The 15,151-nt window shown below is 74.6% G+C and carries 13 protein-coding genes and 1 other RNA gene; 9 read left to right on the top strand and 5 right to left on the bottom strand.

Annotated features, from left to right (window positions below):
- Positions 1 to 131: 131 nt before the first annotated feature.
- The 3 genes from OG937_30005 to OG937_30015 are packed head-to-tail and all read left to right on the top strand — an operon-like array spanning position 132 to position 3,038.
- A complete protein-coding gene (locus OG937_30005; protein ID WUD75624.1) occupies positions 132 to 977 on the top strand; it encodes a MaoC/PaaZ C-terminal domain-containing protein in 846 nt (281 codons plus the stop codon).
- A 26-nt stretch (positions 978 to 1,003) separates the two neighbouring features.
- Complete coding sequence (locus tag OG937_30010) at positions 1,004 to 2,080, top strand: Zn-dependent alcohol dehydrogenase (protein WUD75625.1); 1,077 nt, start codon at positions 1,004 to 1,006, stop codon at positions 2,078 to 2,080.
- Between the two features lie 19 nt (positions 2,081 to 2,099).
- Positions 2,100 to 3,038 carry a 3-oxoacyl-ACP reductase gene (locus OG937_30015; GenBank protein WUD75626.1) on the top strand — a complete coding sequence of 313 codons (939 nt, stop codon included), beginning with the start codon at positions 2,100 to 2,102 and terminating at the stop codon, positions 3,036 to 3,038.
- Between the two features lie 26 nt (positions 3,039 to 3,064).
- On the opposite strand, the gene OG937_30020 is transcribed toward OG937_30015, so the two are convergent.
- Positions 3,065 to 3,244 (bottom strand): hypothetical protein, encoded by a 180-nt coding sequence (locus OG937_30020; protein WUD75627.1) that lies wholly within the window; start codon positions 3,242 to 3,244, stop codon positions 3,065 to 3,067.
- A gap of 59 nt (positions 3,245 to 3,303) precedes the next feature.
- Positions 3,304 to 4,434 carry a hypothetical protein gene (locus OG937_30025; GenBank protein WUD75628.1) on the bottom strand — a complete coding sequence of 377 codons (1,131 nt, stop codon included), beginning with the start codon at positions 4,432 to 4,434 and terminating at the stop codon, positions 3,304 to 3,306.
- Between the two features lie 180 nt (positions 4,435 to 4,614).
- On the opposite strand from OG937_30025, the gene OG937_30030 reads away from it, so the two are divergent.
- Genes OG937_30030 through OG937_30040 form a run of 3 tightly spaced genes read left to right on the top strand, consistent with a single transcriptional unit; the run spans position 4,615 to position 7,381 of the window.
- Entirely contained in the window at positions 4,615 to 5,478 is an 864-nt protein-coding gene (locus tag OG937_30030) for a Nif3-like dinuclear metal center hexameric protein (protein WUD75629.1), read from the top strand.
- Positions 5,475 to 6,218, top strand: coding sequence for a C4-type zinc ribbon domain-containing protein (locus tag OG937_30035; GenBank protein ID WUD78933.1), 744 nt, complete (start codon positions 5,475 to 5,477; stop codon positions 6,216 to 6,218). Before OG937_30030 ends, OG937_30035 begins: the two co-directional genes overlap by 4 nt.
- On the top strand, positions 6,218 to 7,381 hold the full coding sequence (locus tag OG937_30040) for a bifunctional RNase H/acid phosphatase (protein ID WUD75630.1): 1,164 nt from the start codon (positions 6,218 to 6,220) through the stop codon (positions 7,379 to 7,381). Before OG937_30035 ends, OG937_30040 begins: the two co-directional genes overlap by 1 nt.
- Here the strand turns inward: OG937_30040 and eda are convergent.
- Positions 7,367 to 8,014, bottom strand: coding sequence for a bifunctional 4-hydroxy-2-oxoglutarate aldolase/2-dehydro-3-deoxy-phosphogluconate aldolase (gene eda, locus OG937_30045; protein WUD75631.1), 648 nt, complete (start codon positions 8,012 to 8,014; stop codon positions 7,367 to 7,369). The two genes, OG937_30040 and eda, sit on opposite strands and share 15 nt — an antisense overlap.
- Before the next feature lie 601 nt (positions 8,015 to 8,615).
- A complete protein-coding gene (yaaA, locus tag OG937_30050; protein ID WUD75632.1) occupies positions 8,616 to 9,398 on the bottom strand; it encodes a peroxide stress protein YaaA in 783 nt (260 codons plus the stop codon).
- 65 nt (positions 9,399 to 9,463) lie between these two features.
- Here yaaA and OG937_30055 point away from each other — a divergent pair, with 65 nt between their 5' ends.
- A complete protein-coding gene (locus OG937_30055) occupies positions 9,464 to 10,909 on the top strand; it encodes an RNB domain-containing ribonuclease (GenBank protein WUD75633.1) in 1,446 nt (481 codons plus the stop codon).
- A 29-nt stretch (positions 10,910 to 10,938) separates the two neighbouring features.
- Positions 10,939 to 11,338, top strand: an RNA gene (gene rnpB / locus OG937_30060) — RNase P RNA component class A.
- Between the two features lie 2 nt (positions 11,339 to 11,340).
- Here the strand turns inward: rnpB and OG937_30065 are convergent.
- Positions 11,341 to 13,164: a helix-turn-helix domain-containing protein gene (locus tag OG937_30065; GenBank protein WUD75634.1), complete on the bottom strand. Its 1,824-nt coding sequence runs from the start codon at positions 13,162 to 13,164 to the stop codon at positions 11,341 to 11,343.
- A gap of 151 nt (positions 13,165 to 13,315) precedes the next feature.
- On the opposite strand from OG937_30065, the gene OG937_30070 reads away from it, so the two are divergent.
- Positions 13,316 to 15,142 carry a hypothetical protein gene (locus OG937_30070; protein ID WUD75635.1) on the top strand — a complete coding sequence of 609 codons (1,827 nt, stop codon included), beginning with the start codon at positions 13,316 to 13,318 and terminating at the stop codon, positions 15,140 to 15,142.
- Positions 15,143 to 15,151 lie beyond the last annotated feature (9 nt).

Raw genomic sequence — 15,151 nt, forward strand, 5'->3', positions numbered from 1 at the left:
AGCTATTCCCAGCGGCCGGGCGATGCGTTATACATGGGCTGGCTAGAACGCGTTCTAGTGCACGCCCTGGCGGGGCCGACGGTGCGGACGGCCGCGCCAGGGCCCACCGCGCAGCGAAGGAGCCGCCGGACATGCCGATCGACGTCGTCGCCGCCACCTCGGCCGAACCCCGCAGCGCCGAACTCGTCTGGGACCACAGGGACGTCATCCTCTACCACCTGGGCCTCGGCGCGAACACCCTCAACTACGCCCTCGAAGGCTCCGGCCTGCAGGTCCTGCCCAGCTTCGCCACCGTCGCCGGCGGCTCGGTCGCCGCCGGGGAGGCACGGGGCGGGCTGTCCCTGCCCGGCATCGAGATCGACCTCGCCGCCGTCCTGCACGGCGCGCAGCGCATCGAGGTGCACCGCCCGGTCCCCGTCCGCGGCCGGGCGCTGCAGACCTCGCGCGTCGCCGACGTGTACGACAAGGGCAAGGCCGCCGTCATCGTGCTGCGCCGCGAGGTCGCCGACGAGCAGGGGGCGCTGTGGACCTCCGACGCGCAGATCTTCGTCCGCGGCGAGGGCGGCTTCGGCGGCGACCGCGGCCCCTCCGCACGCACCGAGCCGCCCGGACGGGCCCCCGACCGCACCGTCCTGCGTGCCACCCGCGAGGACCAGGCACTGCTCTACCGGCTCTCCGGCGACTGGAACCCGCTGCACGCCGACCCCGAGTTCGCCAAGCACGCCGGCTTCGACCGGCCCATCCTGCACGGCCTGTGCTCCTACGGCATCACGCTCAAGGCCGTCGTCGACACCCTGCTCGGCGACGACGCGGGCCGTGTACGGTCCTGCTCCACCCGCTTCGCCGGGGTCTTCTTCCCCGGCGAGACCCTGCGCATCCGGATGTGGTCCGAACAGGGCCGCGTCCTGGCGTCGGCGACCGCCGTCGAACGGGACCACGCGCCGGTCCTCGCCGACACCGTCGTCGAGTACTCGTAGGCCCCCGAGGGGAGAGGGGAACCCCCATGCGCGCAGCGCTCCTGCAGGAGATCGGCCAGGACAAGCTCGAGGTCGTCGACGACATCGAGGCGGTGGGCTTCGGCCCGGGCAAGGTGCGCATCCGGCTGCGGGCGACCGGGCTGTGCCACTCCGACCTGTCCGCCATGAGCGGCGTCCTGCCGCAGCCCGCGCCCTTCGTCCCCGGCCACGAGGGCGCCGGGGAGATCGTCGAGACCGGCGAGGGCGTCGAGGGCCTCACGGCCGGAGACCGGGTCCTGGTCTGCTGGCTCCCGGCCTGCGGCGCCTGCCCGGCCTGCCGGCGCGGCCAGTCCCACCTGTGCCTGGCCGGCTTCATGAACGCCGGTACGCCCAACTTCCGCCGCCCCGCCGGGGACGTCTTCGGCTTCGCCGGCACCGGCACCTTCGCCGAGGAGGTCGTGGTCTCCGCCTCCTGCGCCGTGCCCATCCCGGACGACCTGCCGTACGAGATCGCCGCCCTCATCGGCTGCGGCGTCACGACCGGCATCGGCGCCGCGCTGAACACCGCGCGGGTCACCCCCGGCTCGTCGGTCGCCGTCATCGGCTGCGGCGGCGTCGGCATCAGCGTCATCCAGGGCGCCCGCGCCTCCGGCGCCTCGGAGATCATCGCCGTCGACCCCGTGGAGTCCCGCCGCGACGCGGCCCTGCGCTTCGGCGCCACCGACGCGGTCGCCCCGGAGGAACTGGCCGACGCCAAGGCCCGGATCACCGGCGGCGAGGGCTTCGACTACGTCTTCGAGGTCGTCGGCCGCAGCGCCACGGCCCGCACGGCCTACGAGACCACCCGCCGCGGCGGGACGCTCTGCGTCGTCGGCGCCGGGGCGATGGACGACCTCCTGCAGATCAACATGTTCGAGCTCTTCTTCGACGAGAAGCGCATCCTGCCCTCGCTGTACGGCGGCGGCGACGTCCTGCGGTCCTACGACCGCGTCATCCGCCTCTGGCGCGCCGGACGCGTGGACCTGGAGGGGCTCATCACCCACCGCGTACGGCTCGACCAGATCAACGAGGCCGTCGACCAGATGCGCAGCGGTGAGGCGCTGCGCACCTGCATCGCGGTCTGACATCAGGGCTGGAGAAGGCATGGGCGTGCTGGACGGCAGGACGGCGATCGTGACGGGGGCCGGCCGCGGCCTGGGCCGTGCGGAGGCGCTGGAACTGGCGCGGCTGGGCGCCAACGTGGTCGTCAACGACTACGGGCAGCCCGGCCGCGACGGCTCCGGCGCGGCGTCGGCGACCCCCGCGGACGAGGTCGTCGCCGAGATCGCCGCCGCCGGCGGCCACGCGGTGGCGCACCACGGGGACGTCGCCGACTTCGGGCAGGCGCAGGAGCTGGTCGGGCTGGCGGTCGGCACGTACGGGGCCCTCGACATCCTGGTCAACAACGCGGGGATCCTGCGGGACCGGATGGTCTTCTCGATGACCGAGGACGAGTGGGACTCCGTCGTCCGGGTCCACCTCAAGGGCCACTTCGCCACCACCCGGTTCGCCGCCGCCCACTGGCGCGAGCGCGCCAAGACGACGGACGCCCCGGTCTACGGCCGGGTCGTCAACACCTCGTCCGAGGCGTTCCTCGCCGGCTCGGCCGGCCAGCCCAACTACGCGGCCGCCAAGGGCGGCATCGTCGGCCTCACCTCGTCGACGGCCGCCGCCCTCGGCAGGTACGGCGTACGCGTCAACGCCATCTGCCCCCGGGCGCGCACGCGGATGACCGAGGACGTCTTCGCGGGCCTCGGGGGGCCCGGGGACGGGCCGGACCCGCTGGGGGTGGAGCATGTCGCCCCGCTCGTCGGCTACTTGGCGTCACCGGCGGCCGACCGGATCACCGGCCAGCTGTTCGTCGTGCACGGCGGGATGGTGGCGGTGATGGACCGCCCCCGCGTCGCGGCGAGGTTCGACACCGCCAAGGAGGCGTTCACCCACGACGAGCTGGACGACCTGCTCACCCCGTACTGGGCGGGCCGTGACCCCGGTGACACCTTCGCCGCCACCGACGTCCTGGCCCTGCGCCACGGGGGCTGAACCGGTCCTTCCGGGCTCCGGGCCCGTCAGACCTCCATGGCGGGGGGCCCGGAGGGGCGGCGGTGGCGGCCGTGCGGCGCCTGGACCACCTGGGCGTTGTCGTCTTGGGCGGAAGCCGTACCGCGGTGGCGGCCGGCGTGCTGGCCCTCGGCGGAACCGTCCTCGAGGCGGGCCTCGGCGTCGGTGTCGTGTCGGGCATCGGACATGAGGAAACTCCCCGTTACTAGCGTGCAAGGTGCGCGGAACGCCGCAGGAGTTTACCGATTCAAGATCCCGTGGCCAGCGGCGCCTTCTGCAAAGGGAGCACAGGGCTGGTCCTGGCCGCCTCCGGGACGTCCGCGGGAGCGCCCTCCGCCAGGCTCCCCAGCGGGGGCGGCACGGGCACCGCGGGCGGCGCCTCGTACTCCACCGTGCCGCACGGGCAGTGCGCGCAGGCGTACGGCAGGCGCAGCACCCCGCGGGCCGACCACAGGCCGGCCCCGGGCAGCCAACCCTCCGGCGCCGACAGCCAGGTGGTACCGCGTTCCCCGGGCCGCCAGACCGCCAGCGAGGTGCCGTGCGGGCCGTCCGCGCGCAGTGCCACCGCGCACGCCTCGGGCATCAGCACCTGGCCGGGCTGCGCCGCGAACGGGGTGAGCAGCGCGTCCGGGACGCGCAGGCACTCGGCGAACCGCAGGGGCCGGCGGCTGCCCAGGACGCCCCAGCCGATGCGGTCCTCGCCGGTGGCGTCGGTGCGCACTATCAGCAGCCCGCTGTCCGGCTCCGCGAGCAGCAACCGGTCGTTGCTCCCCTCGGTGATCTGCAGCAGCGGGCTGACCGCCCCGGCCCGCTCCAGGTCGACGGCGACCGTCTTGACCGTCCCCTCCGCCTCGCGGTCCAGCGCGAGCAGCCGGCCCGCCCGGTCCAGCCACGCGCCGCCCCCGCAGCGGCCCGGGACCTCCGCCAGCCGGCGCGGCCGCAGGTCCCGGTCGTCGTGCACGAGCCACACCGCCGACACCTCGCGCACCGGGTCGTAGGTGAGCGCGTACGCCTCGCCGGAGGCGACCGGGGGCAGCAGCCGCGCCTCCGCGTCCCCGCCCGGCAGCGAGCCGACGAGCAGTTCGCCGGTCCCGGGACCGGTCGGGTAGAGCAGGGCGAGGTCGTACCGGTCGGCGACCCGGCGGCGGATGAGCACGCGGCCGTCGGGCAGCGGCAGGACCTCGGAGCACTGTTCCTCGGGCTGGTTGCCGGGCAGGGGCACGGTGTACGGCTCGGGCCCGCCGAGCGTCCAGCGCTCGGGGTACCAGCCGTCACCCCCGTCGGGTGCCTGGGCCAGGCAGGCGGCGTAGGAGCCGTCCGCGGCGATCGTGAACCCGGCCCGTCGCACGGTGGTGGTCTCGGTGGCGCAGGCTGTCATGGTGTGGCTCACCTCCGGGCCACGACGCTAGTTTTCGCACGCCCGGGCGTCCGACACGAGTTGGTGGTCTTCACACATAAGGGTGGCTCTCGTCCCGTTCCGTCGGACTTCGGATGCTCGGTGTGCTCATGACCAGCCCGGGATTCCGGCCGCCCGCCACCGGCGCGGTAACCTCGACCCGTGCCGAAACTGTCCGACGTCATCGCCGCCCTCGAAGCCCTCTGGCCTCCGGCATGGGCCGAGCAGTGGGATGCCGTCGGCCTCGTCTGCGGGGACCCGGACGCGGAGGTCGGCCGGGTCCTGTTCGCCGTCGACCCGGTCCGGGAGGTCGTCGAGGAGGCGATCGCCACCGGCGCCGACCTTCTGGTCACGCACCACCCGCTCTACCTGCGCGGGACGACGACGGTCGCGGCGACCGGCTTCAAGGGCCGCGTCGTGCACACCCTGATCAAGAACGACGTCGCGCTGCACGTGGCGCACACCAACGCCGACCGGGCCGATCCCGGGGTCTCCGACGCCCTCGCCGAGGCCGTCGGCCTGCGGGTCACCGGACCCCTCGTGCCCGACCCCGCCGACCCGGCCGGCCGCCGCGGCCTCGGCCGGATCGGCGAACTGCCCGAGCCGATGACGCTGGCGGAGTTCGCCCGCCGTGCGGCGGCCGGCCTGCCGGCCACCGCGACCGGACTGCGCGTCGCGGGCGACCCGGAGCGGCAGGTCCGCACCGTGGCGGTGTGCGGCGGCTCCGGCGACAGTCTCTTCGAGGACGTACGCAGGGCCGGGGCGGACGTCTACCTCACCGCCGACCTGCGCCACCACCCGGCGTCCGAGGCGCAGCAGGCGGGTCCGCCCGCGCTCGTCGACGCCGCCCACTGGGCCACCGAATGGCCCTGGTGCGAACAGGCCGCGCGCCGGCTCGACGAGGTCTGCGAACGGCACGGCTGGGCACTGCGCACGTACGTTTCGCGCGCCGTCACCGACCCGTGGACGGCCCACGCCCCGGCACTTCCCCTTGACGAACCCACGACCTCAGGAGCCCCCCGCTGAAAGCCGCGCCCGCAGACCAGATCCGACTGCTTGAGGTCCAGGCCCTCGACGCGCGCCTCGCGCAGCTGGACCACAAGCGCATCAACCTTCCCGAGCACGCGGAGATCGAGCGCCTGAACTCCGACGTGACCCAGCTGCGCGACCTGCTGGTCGCCGCCCAGACCGAGGAGAGCGACACCGCCCGCGAGCAGACCAAGGCCGAGCAGGACGTGGACCAGGTGCGCAAGCGTGCCGTCCGCGACCAGGAGCGGCTGGACTCCGGCGCGGTCTCCTCCCCAAAGGACCTGGAGAACCTGCAGCGCGAGATCACCTCGCTCGCCAAGCGGCAGAGCGACCTCGAGGACGTCGTCCTGGAGGTCATGGAGCGCCGTGAGGGCCTGCAGGAGCGGGTCCAGGAGCTGACCGGGCGCCTGGAGTCCGTGCAGGCCAAGGCCGGCGAGTCCACGGAGCGCCGCAACGTGGTGCTGCAGGAGATCGACGCCGAGGGCTCCACGGTCACCAAGGAGCGCGAGATCATCGCCGGTTCGGTCCCCGCCGACCTGCTGAAGCTCTACGACAAGCTGCGCGGCCAGTCCGGCGGCGTCGGCGCCGCCCGGCTCTACCAGAAGCGCTGCGAGGGCTGCCGGCTGGAGCTGAACATCACCGAGCTCAACGAGGTGCGGGCGGCCGCCGCCGACGAGGTCGTGCGCTGCGAGAACTGCCGCCGCATCCTCGTCCGCACCCCCGAGTCGGGCCTGTAATGGTCCGTACGTTGGTGGTGGAGGCCGACGGTGGGTCCCGGGGCAACCCGGGACCGGCCGGGTACGGCGCCGTCGTCTGCGACGGCGCCACGGGTGAAGTGCTCGCCGAGGCCGCCGAGTTCATCGGCAGGCACACCAACAACGTCGCCGAGTACCGGGGCCTGATCGCCGGGCTGCGCGCCGCGCACGCGATCGACCCGCAGGCCCGGGTACGGGTGCGGATGGACTCCAAGCTGGTCGTCGAGCAGATGTCCGGCCGCTGGAAGATCAAGCACCCGGACATGCGGCCGCTGGCCGCCGAGGCGAAGACCGTCCTGCCGGCCGAGCAGGTCAGCTACGAGTGGATCCCGCGCGAGAAGAACAAGCACGCCGACCGGCTCGCCAACGAGGCGATGGACGCCGGCAAGCGCGGCAAGCAGTGGGAGCCCGGCCGCTCCGCCGCCGCGCTGGTCACCCCCGCCACCGAGCCGGAGCCGGTGGACGAGGCCGTGGACGAGGCCCCCAAGGCCCCGCCCGTCGGCTGGGCGGCGGCGGCCGACCTCGGCACGCCCACCACGTTCGTCCTGCTGCGGCACGGCGAGACCCCGCTCACCGCGGACAAGCGCTTCTCCGGCAGCGGCGGCGACGACCCGGAACTCTCGGAGAAGGGACTCTGGCAGGCCCGGCGGGCCGCCGACGCCCTCGCCGCCCGCGGCACCGTCCAGGCCGTCGTCACCTCGCCGCTGGCGCGCTGCCGGCAGACCGCGCAGGCCGTCGCGGACCGGCTCGGCCTCGACGTACGCGTCGACGAGGGGCTGCGTGAGACCGACTTCGGCGCCTGGGAGGGGCTCACCTTCGCCGAGGTGAAGGAGCGTTACCCGGACGAACTCGACGCCTGGCTCGGCTCGGCCAAGGCCGCCCCGCCCGGCGGGGAGAGCTTCGCCGCCGTCGCCCGCCGGGTCTCCCTCGCCCGGGACAAACTCCTCGCCCGTCACCCCGGCCGCACGGTCCTGCTGGTCACCCACGTCACCCCGATCAAGACCCTGGTCCGGCTGGCCCTGGGCGCCCCGCCGGAGTCGCTGTTCCGGATGGAGCTGTCGCCGGCGGCACTGTCGGCGGTGGCGTACTACGGGGACGGGAACGCGTCGCTGCGGCTGCTCAACGACACGTCACACCTGCGCTGACGGCGCGGGCCGCGCCGTTGCCCGCAGTCCGGCCGCCTCGCGGGCGAGCCGCTCCACCCGGTCCCAGTCGTGGTCCCGCAGGGCGTCCTGCGGGACCATCCAACTGCCGCCCACGCAGGCGACGTTGGGCAGCGCCAGATACGCCGGCGCGCGCTCCGCGTCGATGCCGCCGGTCGGGCAGAACCGGACGCCCGGCAGCGGGGCGGCCAGCGCCCTGAGGTACGCCGTGCCACCGGCCGCCTCCGCGGGGAAGAACTTCAGCTCCGTCACACCGCGTTCGGCCAGGGCGACCACCTCGGAGGCGGTCGACACGCCGGGCAGGAACGGCAGCCCGGACGCGGTCATCGCGTCGAGCAGGCCCGCCGTCCACCCCGGGCTCACCAGGAACCGCGCCCCGGCCCGCGCCGCCGCCCCCACCTGCTCCGCCCGCACCACGGTCCCGGCCCCCACGACCGCCTCGGGCACCTCGCGGGCCGCCGCGGCGATCGCCTCCAGCGCGGTGGGCGTCCGCAGCGTGATCTCCACCGCGGTCAACCCCCCGCGAACCAGCGCCCGGACGAGCGGGACCGCGTCGGCGGGGTCGTCCAGCGTGAGGACGGGGATCACGGGGGCGGCGGGGGCGAGGTTCAGCACCGTGGCATCGTGGCGCCCCCGTGCGTCCCCCGCAACGCGCGTTGCGGCCTGTGCAACGGGGTGCCCCTTGCGGCCTGTTGTTGTGTGCGGGTTGTTTGCGCCTGCGGCGGGCATCCCCCGCCCTCCCTCCCTCCCCCAGCCTTCGGCCGGGGGGACCCCCACCCGGCGCGGTCAGTGCGGGCCTGCGCGCGTGCGTGGTGGGCCGGGGGCGGGGCCTGCGGGGCTGGGCATTCTGGACCGCATATTTATGTGCATGACGGGCGGTCCAGATCGGTGCCGTCTGTGCCGCACAACAAATACACGTCAGCGTCCAGAACGCCCACCCTCCCCCAGCCTTCGGCCGGGGGTGCCCCCAACTCCCCCGCCCCCTCCCTATCGCGGGCGACCAACGACCTGTGGGGGGTCAGTAGAGCACTTGCGGCAACCCCGGACCGCTCTCTGACCCCCTCCGGCCGTCATGCGCCCACACGACCGGAGGGGGTGTGGCGGGGTGCGCCCATGGGGGTCCCCCCGGCCGAAGGCTGGGGGAGGGAGGGCGGCGGGGAAACAGCCCGCCGCAGGCGCAGACAACCCGCACACGACAACCCACCCGCACAAGAACTCAGTGGACGTCCGACACGAGGACGTCGAGGCGCCCGGGCCCGGGCACCTCCACCGTGAAGCCCAGGTCGCGCAGGGCCGTGACGAGCGCGTCGGGGTTCTTGGGGCGCGCCCCGGACTCCAGGAGGGCCCGCACGATCCGCCCCTTGGTCGCCTTGTTGAAGTGGCTGACGACCTTCCGCGTCTCCGCCTGCACCACCCGCACCGTCGCCGTGCGCCCCGCGAGCGCGCTGCGCGGGGCCGGTTTCCACGCCGCCCCGTACGCAGAGGACCGCAGGTCCAGGAGCAGGCCCCCGCCCGCGGCCTCCGCGGCGCCCGGGAGGGCCTCGGCGAGGTGCGTGCGCCAGTACGTGGCGAGCGACCCGAGGGCCGGCAGCTTCACGCCCATCGAGCAGCGGTACGCGGGGATCGCGTCCCGGACGCCGACCGCGCCCCACAGCCCGGAGAAGACCAGCAGCGAGCGGGCGGCCCGGCGCCGGGCGGCGGCGTCCAGGGTGTCCAGGCCGAGGGCGTCGTAGAGCACGCCGGTGTAGATCTCGCCCGCGGGCCGGGTCCGCGCGTCGCGCAGCCCCGCGTTGCGGGCGATCTCGCCGCGCAGTCCGGGGCTGAGCCCGAGCACGTCCGCCGCCTTGTCCTCGTCGCCGCCCGCGCAGAGCCCGACGAGCTCGTCCAGCACCGTCGCGCGGGCCGTGGTGAGCCCGGGCAGGGAGAGGGAGCCCAGGTCGACGGCGGGGCCGGTGCCGTCGGTGGCCTTGCCCTCGGACGGCGGTAGCAGGACGAGCACAGTTGTTCTCCTTCACGTTTCCCCGGTGCAGTGCAGCCTACGACCGCCCGACTTAGGCTCGCTCCATGCCTCGTCGCCCCCTGCGCGTCACCACCGCCGACGGAGTCCGCTTGAGGTCCGCGCTGGACGCGCTCCGCGCGGACCTGCACGTGCGGCGGGACTTCCCGGCGAACGTGCTCGCGGAGGCCGAGGAGGCGGCGCGCGATCCCCGGCTGCCCGGGTACGACGCCACCGACGTGCCGTTCTTCACCGTCGACCCGCCCGGGTCGCTCGACCTGGACCAGGCGATGCACCCGGCCGTCCGCGAGGGCGGCCGCGGCTACCGGGTGTCGTACGCGATCGCCGACGTCGCCGCCTTCGTCACGCCCGGCGGCGCGCTGGACGCCGAGGCGCACCGGCGCGTGCAGACCCTGTACTTCCCCGACGTCCGGGTGCCCCTGCACCCGCCGGTGCTCGCCGAGGGGGCGGCCAGCCTGCTGGCCGGGCAGGACCGGCCCGCCGTGCTGTGGCGGATCGACCTCGACGCGGACGGCGCGGTCACCGACGTCGACGTCCGCCGGGCGCTCGTCCGCAGCCGCGCCCGGCTGGACTACGCGGGCGTGCAGCACGCGATCGACGCCGGCTCCGCCGAGGAGCCCGTGGCGCTGCTCCGTACCGTCGGCCGGCTGCGCGAGGAGCAGGAGAGGGCACGTGGTGGCATCTCCCTGAACGTGCCCGAGCAGGAGGTCGTGGAGCTCGACGGCGGCTACGCCCTGCGGTACCGGGCGCCGCGTCCCGTCGACGCCTGGAACGCCCAGATATCCCTGCTCACGGGCATGGTCGCGGCAGGCGTCATGATCCGCTCCGGCACCGGCATCCTCCGTACGCTCCCGCTCGCCCCGCACGGGGAGGTGGCCAGGCTGCGCAGGGTCGCCGCGGCGCTGCGCATCGACTGGCCGCACATGACCTCGTACGCCGAGCTCGTCCGCACCCTGGACCCGGAGCGCACCACCCACGCGGCGTTCCTGCACGAGGCGACGAGCCTGTTCCGCGGCGCCGACTACACGCCCTTCTGGCCCGACCACCCCGCCGAGCCGGCCGTGCACGCCGCCGTCGCCGAGGCGTACACGCACTGCACCGCGCCCCTGCGGCGCCTCGTCGACCGCTACGCCGCCGAGTTCTGCCTGGCCGCGGTGGCCGGCCAGGAGCCGCCGGAGTGGGTCGCGGCGGCGTTCCGGGACCTGCCCCGCGACATGCGCGGCGGATCGCACTTCGCGGCCACCATCGAGAGCGCCTCCCTCGACCTCGTCGAGGCGGCCCTGCTCAAGGACCGCGTCGGCGAGGTCTTCGACGCCTACGTCATCGACATCAAGGACTCCGACCCGACCTCCGGCACGGTCCACCTGCGTGACCCGGCCGTCGTCGCCCGCGTCCGCGGTGGCACCTCCCCCCTCCCGCTCGGCGAGCCGCTCCCGGTCCGCCTGACGCAGGCCGACCCCGGCCGCCACACCGTGCTTTTCACCCCGGCGTGATCGGCCGGTAGCATGGTCGCCACGGCAGACGAGCCGAGCGGGCGGCCGCGTCAGGACCCTGGTCCTGCCGAGGAACGTCCGGGCTCCACAGGGCAGGGTGGTGGGTAACGCCCACCCGGGGTGACCCGCGGGACAGTGCCACAGAAAACAGACCGCCGGGACCGCAAGGCTCCCGGTAAGGGTGAAACGGTGGTGTAAGAGACCACCAGTGCCCAGGGTGACCTGGGCAGCTAGGTAAACCCCACCCGGAGCAAGGTCAAAAGGGGCCGTCGTGAGACGGCCCTGCGCGGACGATCGAGGGTGCCCGCCCGAGTCCGCGGGTAGACCGCACGAGGCCGGCGGCAACGCCGGTCCTAGATGGATGGCCGTCGCCCGGCCGGCCGCGAGGCCGACCGGGGACAGAACCCGGCGTACAGCTCGACTCGTCTGCCTCACCCGCCGCCGGCCTCGGCCGGCAGCGCCGCGCACTCCGCGGCCAGCCGTGCCATCCCGTACTCCTCCGCGACCGCGCGGGCCGAGCGCAGCAGGCGCGGTGCCTCCGCGGCGGCGTCCGGGCGGCCGGAGGCGCGCAGGGCGCGGGCCTGCCACAGGCGGAGCCGGGCGAGCTGCGGGGCGGAGGTACGCGCCGGGGTGGCCGCCAGGCGGAAGTGCGCGAGGGCGGCGTCCGGTTCCCCGGCGGTCAGGGCGAGCACACCGCATGCCTGGGCCGTGGGCGCGACCAGCACCGTGGGCCAGCCGGCCAGGGCGATGCCGGTGCCGTTGTGCGGGGCCAGCCGTTCGCGCAGCCGGGCCACCAGGGGCCGCAGCTCGGCCTGGTCGCCGATCGCGGCGCAGGCCTCGGCGAGCAGGGCGAGCGTGGGCACCGCCCAGCCGTGCGGGGGCAGGGCGCGGAAGCCGTCGGTGTCGTCGGCGAAGGCCTGCAGCAGGTCGGCGGCCTGGTCCCGGGCGCCGGTCTCGCACAGGGCGAGGACGAGCCCCGCCCGCCAGACCGGGAAGTAGCCGTGCTCCTGCACGTCGTCGGCGAGGCCGCCCGCGAACAGTTCCTGCATCCGGCCCTGCTCGCGCAGCAGCCAGTACGCCTGGCCCATCCGGGTCTGCCGGAAGTTGCCGGCCGGCACGTCCAGGTCGGCGGCGAGCCGGTCGGCGTACTCGGCGGACTCCCGCAGGATCCAGTCCGCCGCGGCCGTGAACCGGCCGCGCCACAGGTCGAGCGTGGTGTCGAGGGTGCGCTGCTGCCAGCGGGCCAGTTCGCTGCGGCTCGCGGCGGCGTGCCTGCGGTGCTCCTGGGCCGTGGACAGCGCCGGGTACACCCGGCCCATGCGCAGCTGGTCCACGGCCAGCCCCATCAGCGCCTCGCCCCGGAAGTGCGCGGAGCCGTGGCGTACGGCGGCGTCGCGCAGCCGCTCCGACAGCGCCAGGGAGGCGGCGGCCGGCGCGAAGTCGTACAGGCCCCAGCGGCACTCGGTCAGCACTTCGCAGCGCACCTCCTCGCCGACGCCGGAGGCGTCCGCGGTGTCCGCGGTGTCCGCGCGTTCCAGGCCGCGCAGCGTGTGCCGGGCCAGGGCCGCGCCGCTGTCCGGGCCGGCCTGGGGCACGGCGGTGTCCGCGCTGACGGCCATGGAGAGCTTCTTCGCCCGATGCGCGTTGAGCTGCAGGCGCAGCGCGCCGGCCTCGGGACCGGGGTCGTCGCGCAGGGCGGCCAGGCTGTCGCCGATCAGGTGCAGCAGCTCCCGGTCGACCTGGCCCGGGTCCGACCAGCGGCGGCAGATCCGCACCACGGCCAGGGCCCGGGCGCGCGGCCGCCCCTCGGCCAGCCGGTGCGCCTCCCGGTAGCAGCGGTCCGCCTCGCGCATCCGGCCCGCGGCGTGCCGCAGGTCGCCGCGCCGGACGAGCCGATCGAACTCCTCGCCGTACCCGGAGGCCAGGGCGGGGACGTCGGACGGCACGGGCGCGGCACGGTCGACCAGCTTGGACGCCGTACGGACCGGACCGCGGACCCCGTCGCGCTCCTTGCCGCCGCGGGGCTCGCGGGCGGGCCGCGGCCGCGGGGCGAGGCTCAGCAGTTCGCCCCCGGCATCGAGGAAGTGGTCGCACCTCTCGGCCAGTTCGTACGTCGGCCGGCGCATGCCGTTCTCGACCCGGCTCAGGAAGCTGCGACTGCAGGGCACGCGCTCCGCCAGTTCGCCCAGCGACTTGCCGGCCGCCTGGCGCCTGCGGCGCAACTCCCGCCCGAAGCCGTTCTGTTCCGCCTCCAAGGGCCCCCTCCGTTCCCGTCGCCCGGTCCCTGCCCGGGTGTTGCCAAATATGCCCTGGCAACACCCGGGCCCTCCGGATAACTGCGGAATTGGGACAGCCTGTCAGGTGCGGGGCGGGTACGGACGCCCCATGACCGGGGGGAGTTGACCGATGAGCGGCTTCGACACGTCGGGGGCGGGCAGGCCGAAGGTGGTGGCCGCCGTCGACTTCGGCACGCACGGCACCGGCTTCGCCTGGGCCGTGGTGACCCCGCTGAACGACGATCCGCAGTCCCGGCGGATCACCTTCTACAGCCGGTTCCCCGAGCACCGCGTGGACTACCCGAAGAACCTGACCGCGCTGCTCGTCGACGCGGACGGCACCACGGTGGCCTGGGGCCACAAGGCGCGCAAGCAGTGGTCGGAGGCCTCCGACAGCGGCCGGACGGACGGCCTGGGCTACGCCTACGCGTTCAAGATGGCGCTCAAGGACGACGGCGGCCCGGTGGACATGCCGACCACCGGCGGCATCGTCGACCTCGGCGACCGCGGCCGGGTGCGCGAGCTGATCACGGCCTACCTGCGGGAGATCAGGGAACTGGCGGTCGCCCAGATCAAGGACGCGGGCTACGCCGAGCGGGAGATCCGCTGGTGCATCACCGTCCCGGCGATCTGGGACGACGAGGACCGGGCCGCGATGCGGCGCGCGGCGGTGGACGCCGGCTTCCCCGACGACCCGGAGCGGCTGCTGCCGTCCATCGAGCCGGAGGCCGCGGCGCTCTACTGCTACCTGCGGATGGCCGACCTGACCGACGGCACCGGCATGCGCGACCGGCTGCAGCTCAACGTGGACGGCTTCCGCTTCATGGTCGTCGACTGCGGCGGCGGCACCGTGGACATCACGGCGTACGAGACCTCCAGCGACGCGGCCGAGCTCATCGCGCTCCGCGAGATCGGCGTGGCCACCGGTGGCCGGCTCGGCTCGGAGTACGTCAACCAGGCCTTCCGCGAGCAGGCCCTGGGCAAGCGACTGGGGCCCGAGCTGCTGAGGCGGCTGGAGCGGGAGCACTCGGGGGACCTGCTGGAGCTGTCCGAGCAATGGGAGCGGGCCAAGACCACCGCGGAGGTCGAGTGGGACGAGGACGGCACCCCGCACATCATGGACACCGTCCGGATCGACCTGCCCGTCACCGTCTGGCAGTTGCTGGACGAGGGGAGCCGGGCCCGGCTGACGGAGGAGGCGGGAGGCCGTCCGCAGCGGATGGTGCTGGCGCCGGAGGAGGTGGAGGTCCTCCTGGACAGCGTGGTCGAGGGCATCCTGGACAAGGTCGAGGAGCAGCTGGCCGCCATCCGCCGCACCAGCGGCGAGGCCGCGGGCGCGGGCGCCACGGGGTCGGAGACCCTGGTGCTGGTCGGCGGGTTCGCCAAGTCCCAGTGGCTGCGGGAGCGCATGCACCGGCACTTCGGCTCCCGGCACCGCATCCTGGTGCCGCCGGACCCGGCGCTGGCGGTGCTGGAGGGTGCCACCCACTTCGCCTACAACCCGCGGGTGTTCCTGTCCCGGCAGGCCAAGTACACCTACGGCTTCGAGACCTCCAAGCTGTTCGAGGAGAGCGTCGACTCGCCGATGCGGATGTTCCGCGACGACGACGGCGACATCCTCTGCGTGGGCCGCTTCGCCGTGGCCGTGCGGCGGCTGGACAGCGTGCGGGTGAAGGACGCCTTCCCGTTCACCATCCTGCCCACCCGGGAGGACCAGACCGAGATCGAGCTGCGGGTCTACCGCACCGTCAAGGCCGAGCCCCGCTACGTGGACGAGGACGGCTGCGAGGAGATCGGCCGCCTCACCGTCGACATCGGGGAGACCGCGGGGCGGCCGCTGCGGGAGCGGCCGATCCGGCTGCTGTTCTACTTCGGCCGCTCCGAGATCGAGGTGGAGGCCTTCGACCCGGCGACCGGCGGCAGTCACAAGGTCCGCGTCGACTTCGACCGCATGTAGGGGCGACGG

The sequence above is a fragment of the Streptomyces sp. NBC_00510 genome, from assembly GCA_036013505.1.
Taxonomy (GTDB): Bacteria; Actinomycetota; Actinomycetes; order Streptomycetales; family Streptomycetaceae; genus Actinacidiphila.

Bases quoted from the DNA above. Each gene is read 5' to 3' on its own strand.
- OG937_30025 (WUD75628.1), bottom strand. From the start codon at position 4,434: ATGACAGCCTGCGCCACCGAGACCACCACCGTGCGACGGGCCGGGTTC.
- OG937_30070 (WUD75635.1), top strand. From the start codon at position 13,316: ATGAGCGGCTTCGACACGTCGGGGGCGGGCAGGCCGAAGGTGGTGGCC.
- OG937_30055 (WUD75633.1), top strand. From the start codon at position 9,464: ATGCCTCGTCGCCCCCTGCGCGTCACCACCGCCGACGGAGTCCGCTTG.
- OG937_30015 (WUD75626.1), top strand. From the start codon at position 2,100: ATGGGCGTGCTGGACGGCAGGACGGCGATCGTGACGGGGGCCGGCCGC.
- OG937_30020 (WUD75627.1), bottom strand. From the start codon at position 3,244: ATGTCCGATGCCCGACACGACACCGACGCCGAGGCCCGCCTCGAGGAC.
- OG937_30005 (WUD75624.1), top strand. From the start codon at position 132: ATGCCGATCGACGTCGTCGCCGCCACCTCGGCCGAACCCCGCAGCGCC.
- OG937_30010 (WUD75625.1), top strand. From the start codon at position 1,004: ATGCGCGCAGCGCTCCTGCAGGAGATCGGCCAGGACAAGCTCGAGGTC.
- OG937_30040 (WUD75630.1), top strand. From the start codon at position 6,218: ATGGTCCGTACGTTGGTGGTGGAGGCCGACGGTGGGTCCCGGGGCAAC.